At 38.5% G+C, this 6073-nt stretch carries 6 protein-coding genes; all 6 read right to left on the bottom strand.

Annotated elements, in window-relative coordinates; genetic code table 11:
• Positions 1-157: 157 nt before the first annotated feature.
• The 6 genes from RMY31_RS31715 to RMY31_RS31690 all read right to left on the bottom strand — a co-directional run bounded on the left by RMY31_RS31715 (position 158) and on the right by RMY31_RS31690 (position 5782).
• The gene (locus RMY31_RS31715) at positions 158-913 is read right to left on the bottom strand and encodes a thioesterase II family protein (protein ID WP_322658435.1); all 756 of its coding nucleotides are present in this window, start codon (positions 911-913) and stop codon (positions 158-160) included.
• 228 nt (positions 914-1141) lie between these two features.
• Positions 1142-1891 carry a DUF4386 domain-containing protein gene (locus RMY31_RS31710; RefSeq protein WP_322658436.1) on the bottom strand — a complete coding sequence of 250 codons (750 nt, stop codon included), beginning with the start codon at positions 1889-1891 and terminating at the stop codon, positions 1142-1144.
• A gap of 81 nt (positions 1892-1972) precedes the next feature.
• Positions 1973-2575, bottom strand: coding sequence for a cupin domain-containing protein (locus RMY31_RS31705; protein WP_322658437.1), 603 nt, complete (start codon positions 2573-2575; stop codon positions 1973-1975).
• A gap of 224 nt (positions 2576-2799) precedes the next feature.
• A complete protein-coding gene (locus RMY31_RS31700) occupies positions 2800-3240 on the bottom strand; it encodes a hypothetical protein (protein ID WP_322658438.1) in 441 nt (146 codons plus the stop codon).
• Positions 3241-3747: 507 nt separating this feature from the next.
• The gene (locus RMY31_RS31695; protein WP_322658439.1) at positions 3748-4830 is read right to left on the bottom strand and encodes a spondin domain-containing protein; all 1083 of its coding nucleotides are present in this window, start codon (positions 4828-4830) and stop codon (positions 3748-3750) included.
• Positions 4831-4855: 25 nt separating this feature from the next.
• Positions 4856-5782, bottom strand: coding sequence for a PEP-CTERM sorting domain-containing protein (locus RMY31_RS31690; protein ID WP_409878985.1), 927 nt, complete (start codon positions 5780-5782; stop codon positions 4856-4858).
• Positions 5783-6073: the final 291 nt, after the last annotated feature.

Genomic DNA, 6073 nt, shown 5'->3' with positions numbered 1-6073 from the left:
AACGCACCCTACTGGCATGGCAAGGCTAAAATGTTGCATTAAAAATCTCTGAAAAATTGAAGTTTAGACACATAATCGAATTTTTCTATTGCACTACTTTAGCCTTGACACGCCACTACAGAAAATTTTTTAATTGATAGTCGTTTCACTTTAAAAGTTAAGCTGCAATTTTTTGACTCAGATTTCGAGCTATAACTGATAAAATTTGCTGGTACTCCTTACGTAAAAATAAGTGATTACCAGGAAATAAGTGAAGGTAGAAATCACTATTAGTTAACTCTCGCCAAGCCATGATTTCTTCAGAGCCGACTTTGCGATCGTGTAACCCGCCAAAGGCTGTTATTGGGTAATTAAATTGAGTGCCTGGGGTGTATTTATATGTTTCATGAATGGCAAAGTCTGCTCGCAACAGTGGTAGAAAAAACTTGGCTATTTGAGAACTTTGTAATAGTGTATCGGGTACACCATCATAGAGGCGAAGTTGCTCCCAAAAAGCGGTTTCAGGTAGTTTATGAATAGGAGGCTCTGAAGAAGGAAGATGAGGAGAGCGACGGCTAGAAACAAATAAATGTTGAGGTTCGGGGTAGCGTTGTTTTCTAATTTGACGAGCTAATTCAAAACTAATTAAGGCTCCCATACTATGGCCAAAAAAAGCATAAGGAAGGTCTAGATATGAGTTTAAAACTGGTAATAAACTCTCAACCAGCGGCGTAACATGAGTGAAAGGAGCTTCCATCGATCTGTTTTCCCGTCCAGGAAGTTGTACGGGACAAACTTCAATATCTGATGGTAATAACTCCGACCATTTACGATATGTAGAGGTACTACCTCCAGCATAAGGAAAGCAAAATAAGCGCAAACGAACTTTAGGATGGGATTGATAGCGGACAATCCAACGATTTGTGTCAATCATGATTATATTTAATTAGTAATTTATCACAACAGAATTCAGTAGTGAGAAGTAAGAATTGAATTCTGAATTTTGTACGAATGGTAGATGAATTGCTTGGTTTAAGACCACTAGTCAATCTTCTATTTAGTGGTTTTCTATTAGTAGCGGCTCTAAATCTTCCACTTTTTTTAGTCTGACTCCTAAATTCTAACTTCTGAATTCTTCTTCAAGACTGAGAACTGTTGATTTTCAAATTCTGGAGAGTTGTTGAGTTTTGTCGGTACTTTTATATTTATTTGCTGTCAAAAGTAGACTGACTCCTGTTATTAAAAGCCAAACTTCCCAAAGCATGAAACCAATAGGAGTGACTTTCCACACTGGCATAGATGGAATAACTGTTGCAAGTAATTCAGTTTGTCCGAGAATTAAAAGAGGTACTGTAAAAAGACCAAACCAAGCAATCCAAGATTTAAAGAAGGGTGAGCCAAGCATCGCCACACCAACTCCCAATGTCCATAAGGCGAGTAAAGTTTGTCCCAAATGTTCGCCGATAACAACACCACCATATTGATGAACTGCTTGAAAGACAACAGCAACAGCAGAACGAGTTGCTCTATCGGTTGTTGGTTGAACATACAAATCGGCTAAGACAGGAACGACAAATACCCAGCGCATGAGTCCAATAGACTGCAACAAACCAGAAAGCACACCCATTAAGGTAGCTGCGGACAAATAGACAGTATCTTCTCTTGTAAGTACTTTTTGTAGAAATGTACTGGCTGGAATGAATAGCAATGCTAACAAAGCAAAAAGAAACCAAGTAAAAATTAGTCCTGAACCGCCTTCGTGAAATTTAGTGAGGATGTAGTTAGTGGGTGCGCGGAGAATATCATCATACTCAAAATTTTGAATCAGCAAAATGTAGGGTATGTTGATGGAAATAGATAGAAAAGTCAGCACAGCACCTGTTATTCTCAAAAGTTGTACGCGGTCTTTCATGGTTTTCTCCTAGATAATTCGTAGTTCGTAATTCGTAATTAAAATTACTTTAACTACGAATTACTCTTGTTGATGCTGGTGTTACCGCCAATATTTGACTAGGGTTCGCTCTACTTTTAAAATACGAGCAATTTTAGTCAGTATGTTGAGTATTATTTTTTGCAGAAACGGCGGTTGTCCGACAACTATGGTGTCGGATTTCTGAACAATTAAGGCTAGTTGCAATAAATTGGTAGGTACTCCATCTTTGTTTACTTTTCCGTCTCCAGCTAAACCGTACCAAGCTTTTAAAAATTGCTCAAAATTCCCAGCAGGACGTATTTCACTAATGAATGTTACCCAGTCATTAGATTCATTCCAGAAACTATGATACATACCAGGGTAAACGTATACTTTATCTCCAGTTCGCAATGTTTTTATGTTGCCTTTTTCACAAAGTTCCATATTGAGCGAACCTCTTAAAACCTCAAAGGTTTCATGCATATAACCGTGGTAATGCAAGGGACTGCCTTTTGCTCCTGGTGGTAGGTCAAATTGAACTTGAAAATATTCTCCATTACTATCGGCGGTGGAGCAAAGAATAGTCATGCGATCGCCTGTCACAGGATTGATAATAATTTGTTTCGATAGAAACAGGTCGTCATGTGAAAATGACGAATCTTTATAAGATTTTGATGTGGTCACGGTAAGATTCCTTTCACCTAAAATGTGTAGTTAATTGATGGAATTAGCGTAATACAAAGAATTATGCTTGTGAGATAGCAATCCTATTTCAACTGTGAAAGTTATCTTTTTAACGAACCACAGAGAAGCAGAGGACACTGAGAGACAAGAATTAGAGATTTTCACAAGTGATTTAGGATTGCTATATTTACCCAGATAATATGCTTGAAGGGTCTGGATTTACGCTACTTTTGAGATGATATCTTGAATGCAGGTTGACCATCTACTAAAGTGAGCAGCAGGTAACACTTACCAAGTATATCATCATTCCATCGATGGACGGGAATGCCAGAACAATTTGTGGATTCTGTAACAACTTTTGGTAAATCTTTGAAGGTAATGTTTTTAACTGAATGCAATGATGAAAGAGCTTCTGCAAGTATCAATACTGAACCTATTTCACTTAGTCGTCTGCTTTCTAATGAAACGGTATTGCCATGTTTCAGTTCGTTCAATTCAATATCTGAGACTTTTAATCCTAAAAGATTAAAACCTTTTTGAATTTCAGGAGTTTCTATTTGAGTCGGTACAGGTATAATTGCTGTTGGAGTTGCTAAAGACATAATTTCAGGTGTTCCTAGTTGAGTGGATACGGGCATAATTGGTGTTGGAATTGATGTAGACATAATTTTTGAACCTGTTGAAATGATGTAGTTGAATTAATTTGACTTAAACAGTGGTGAGATAACCAATAAAGAATTCGGTCAAAGCTAGAAATTAGCTATATTTAAAGGTTTCACCAGTACATGTGAGTTATTTACGAAACAGATGATTTCTCACAAATATTGAGTGTAATGAGGACTAGATAAGAGTTTTATCTAGCTGTATTTCATAAGCGTTAGTCACACGAACAAGAAACTTGATAATTCACGTATGCATGAACGTGAAATTGATGATTAAGCTGATTGTGATAATTATTGAAGCGAGTTGTTCTGAAAAGGTAAGTTGGGGGGGTTTGTAGTAAGGCAGATTCAGCCCTGAAGGTATTACCGAAAGAAGGTTAAATCCTTCACTACAAACCTGTATAATTGGGCAATTTAAGGTTGGTCGAGTACGAGCAAAGAAACCTACCTGTAATGCAGGGTTTTTTTCAAACAATACAAATCTTAATTTTCCGTTTTTCGGTTGACTTTTTAGTTAAACCGTGACGAAAAATTGTTTTTTCTTTGCTTTAATTTGCTCATGATTGTAACTATCGATAACAACCCGCCGAGAACAAGTAAACCCTGATTAGTGTTTGGTTCATCTACCTTAGTAATTGTGATACGTGCTATCTGATAGCCTGGAGCTGAAAAGTCAGCGTTGGCAAAGCTTAATCCATCCAATTGAGAATCTACAATCCCTCCTTTGCCTGGTGCTTTTAAACCCGGATGGGGTTGAACTGTGCCGTTTTCATCGATGTTTGCGGGCATAGAAAAAATTTTCTCGTCGTTGACTTCGGTACCTGCATCCCATGCTTGATTCCCAAGAACGAGGAAGTCGGCTCCTAAGAAGTTTCCTTGTTCGTCAAAAACTTGAATCCCTTGAGGATCGTCATTGCCAATAAAAGCATCGTTACTAGGGAAAAGCATTGTGGCGTAACTAAAGAAACGATTTTTTTGCGGATCGTCCACTTCAATGAGTCTGGAAGCAGTTGTACCAGGAGGCTGGACTATGGGAATTGGCGATAGGGTGGGATAGAACAAGATATCTTGTGTGCCACCATTTTTTCCGGCTTGACTGTTAGCGAACTCAGCGGCAATGGTTCCTGGTGAGGGAGGTAAATCCTTCACGTCGATGTCGGAATTAAAAATCGAATCCAGGATTGCAGATATGGTGGCGCGATCGCTACCTGCTTCTAACGCAGACTGAAGTTCTGGGGAGATGAAAGCATAGTCAGTACCCGCTGCAAATGTGGAAATGACTATATCAGTGAGTTGTGGGGTAGGAATATTAAAATCCGCTAGAATTCTAGCACCAAGACCGATTACCTGTTCTTCAGCCATGAGAGCGATCGCATCGGAAGCAGCCTCACCAGCATTAAAAGCATCAAAACTACCATCATGAAAGCCTATCCAAAAATGAGCTAAGTTAATCCCACTTTCTGGAGCTACATTTTCCACAGTAACTTTGAAAGTTGCTGCTGTGGATGGTGGTGCTACTATTGCTCCAGTCGCAATCATCGAAGCTGTAACCAGGGTATGAAAATACATACCCATTTTTCCAAAAATAGCCATTCTACTTCCTCTTCTGAATTCTTCTTTACTTGCTAGTCTTTCCTACTTTTTTCTGTTGTTTTGGAAAAGAGAATATACCTGAACCTGCAAGTATCAAAAACCCCAAAATTGCAGAAGGTTCGGGAACGGAAACTGCACGAACGGATAGGGGTAGTGGAAAGTTGAATATATTAAAGCCATTGCCAGATGCAAATGCACCATCTTCAGCTGCAATGTCTTCTATAACTAGTTGAACGTTACCTCCATTGTTGGCAATGTCTAGTAAAAAGGCATCTGCAAGACCTTCTGTTAGGGGATCTAACCCAGCTACTTTTGTGGCTTTGACAGGTTCTGTGTAGAAGAGGTCAATGTTATCTTCAAGTGCTGGTGTTTCACCATACTCAAAAAGTACGTAAAAAGGGGTATATCCTAAGTTTACTATTCTGGTATCACCTAATGAAAAATAGCTTTCTACAGCATCTGGATTAGCTGTATAAATTCTTTCTTCAATTGTGGAAGTTGGACTAGCTAACCAATCTTGACCGAGTTTATCTTCCCCTAGATTCCAAGTTTCTTTGAAATCGCGATCGCTTTTTTGACCATAGCTGAAGCCAATACTATTGGGTGCAATTGAATTATTACTCAGGTAATTGAAAAAGTTAGGAAAATTTGTTGCTCCTTCTAAACTTGCGGCTCTAGTAGCACCACTATTTTCTGGGCTAGCGTTACGACCAGTTGCATAGTAAGGTGCTATGCTTCCTGAATTTGGGCTAATTTCAGCATGGCCTCTATCTACAGCATCGGGGTCGGGATTAAAGAATGCTGTTTGACCTTCGTTGTTATCCAGACTACCAAAAAACGATAATTCGGAATTAGATTCAATGGGTTTTGTGGAAATCAATTGTAATTTACTGAAGTCAAAAGTCGCAGCTTGAACTGGTAAAGCAGCCGAGACCGCAACAGTCGTTGACACAACAAAAGTGGAAAAATAATTACGCATAACGAATAGTTGTACTTTCGATGAAAGTGGAATTCCTTCAGTACTTTACCAGTACTTTCACTTAATTTAACTTCCAATTTTTGTGCTGATTTTTGCAAATCTGTCATTCTAGCAATTACTAGGTTAGTATTAAATTATTACTCGGTTAAGAATTTGCGATCGCCAGCTATACTTCAGACTTTTTTAATCATTAGTAACTGAGTACAGCATGTCATAAATTCATCAACTTTGCGCTCCTTTGCGTTTCAATTTCAACCCTCGTTT

This window comes from Dendronalium sp. ChiSLP03b (assembly GCF_034531165.2).
Classification (GTDB): Bacteria; Cyanobacteriota; Cyanobacteriia; order Cyanobacteriales; family Nostocaceae; genus Dendronalium; species Dendronalium minutum.
The sequence above is the reverse complement of the archived record's forward strand: the minus strand, read 5'-3'. Positions and strand labels throughout refer to the sequence as shown.

What these genes read in the sequence shown, in the direction of transcription:
- RMY31_RS31695 (WP_322658439.1), bottom strand. Translation starts at nt 4,830, where the DNA reads ATGGCTATTTTTGGAAAAATGGGTATGTATTTTCATACCCTGGTTACA.
- RMY31_RS31715 (WP_322658435.1), bottom strand. Translation starts at nt 913, where the DNA reads ATGATTGACACAAATCGTTGGATTGTCCGCTATCAATCCCATCCTAAA.
- RMY31_RS31700 (WP_322658438.1), bottom strand. Translation starts at nt 3,240, where the DNA reads ATGTCTACATCAATTCCAACACCAATTATGCCCGTATCCACTCAACTA.
- RMY31_RS31710 (WP_322658436.1), bottom strand. Translation starts at nt 1,891, where the DNA reads ATGAAAGACCGCGTACAACTTTTGAGAATAACAGGTGCTGTGCTGACT.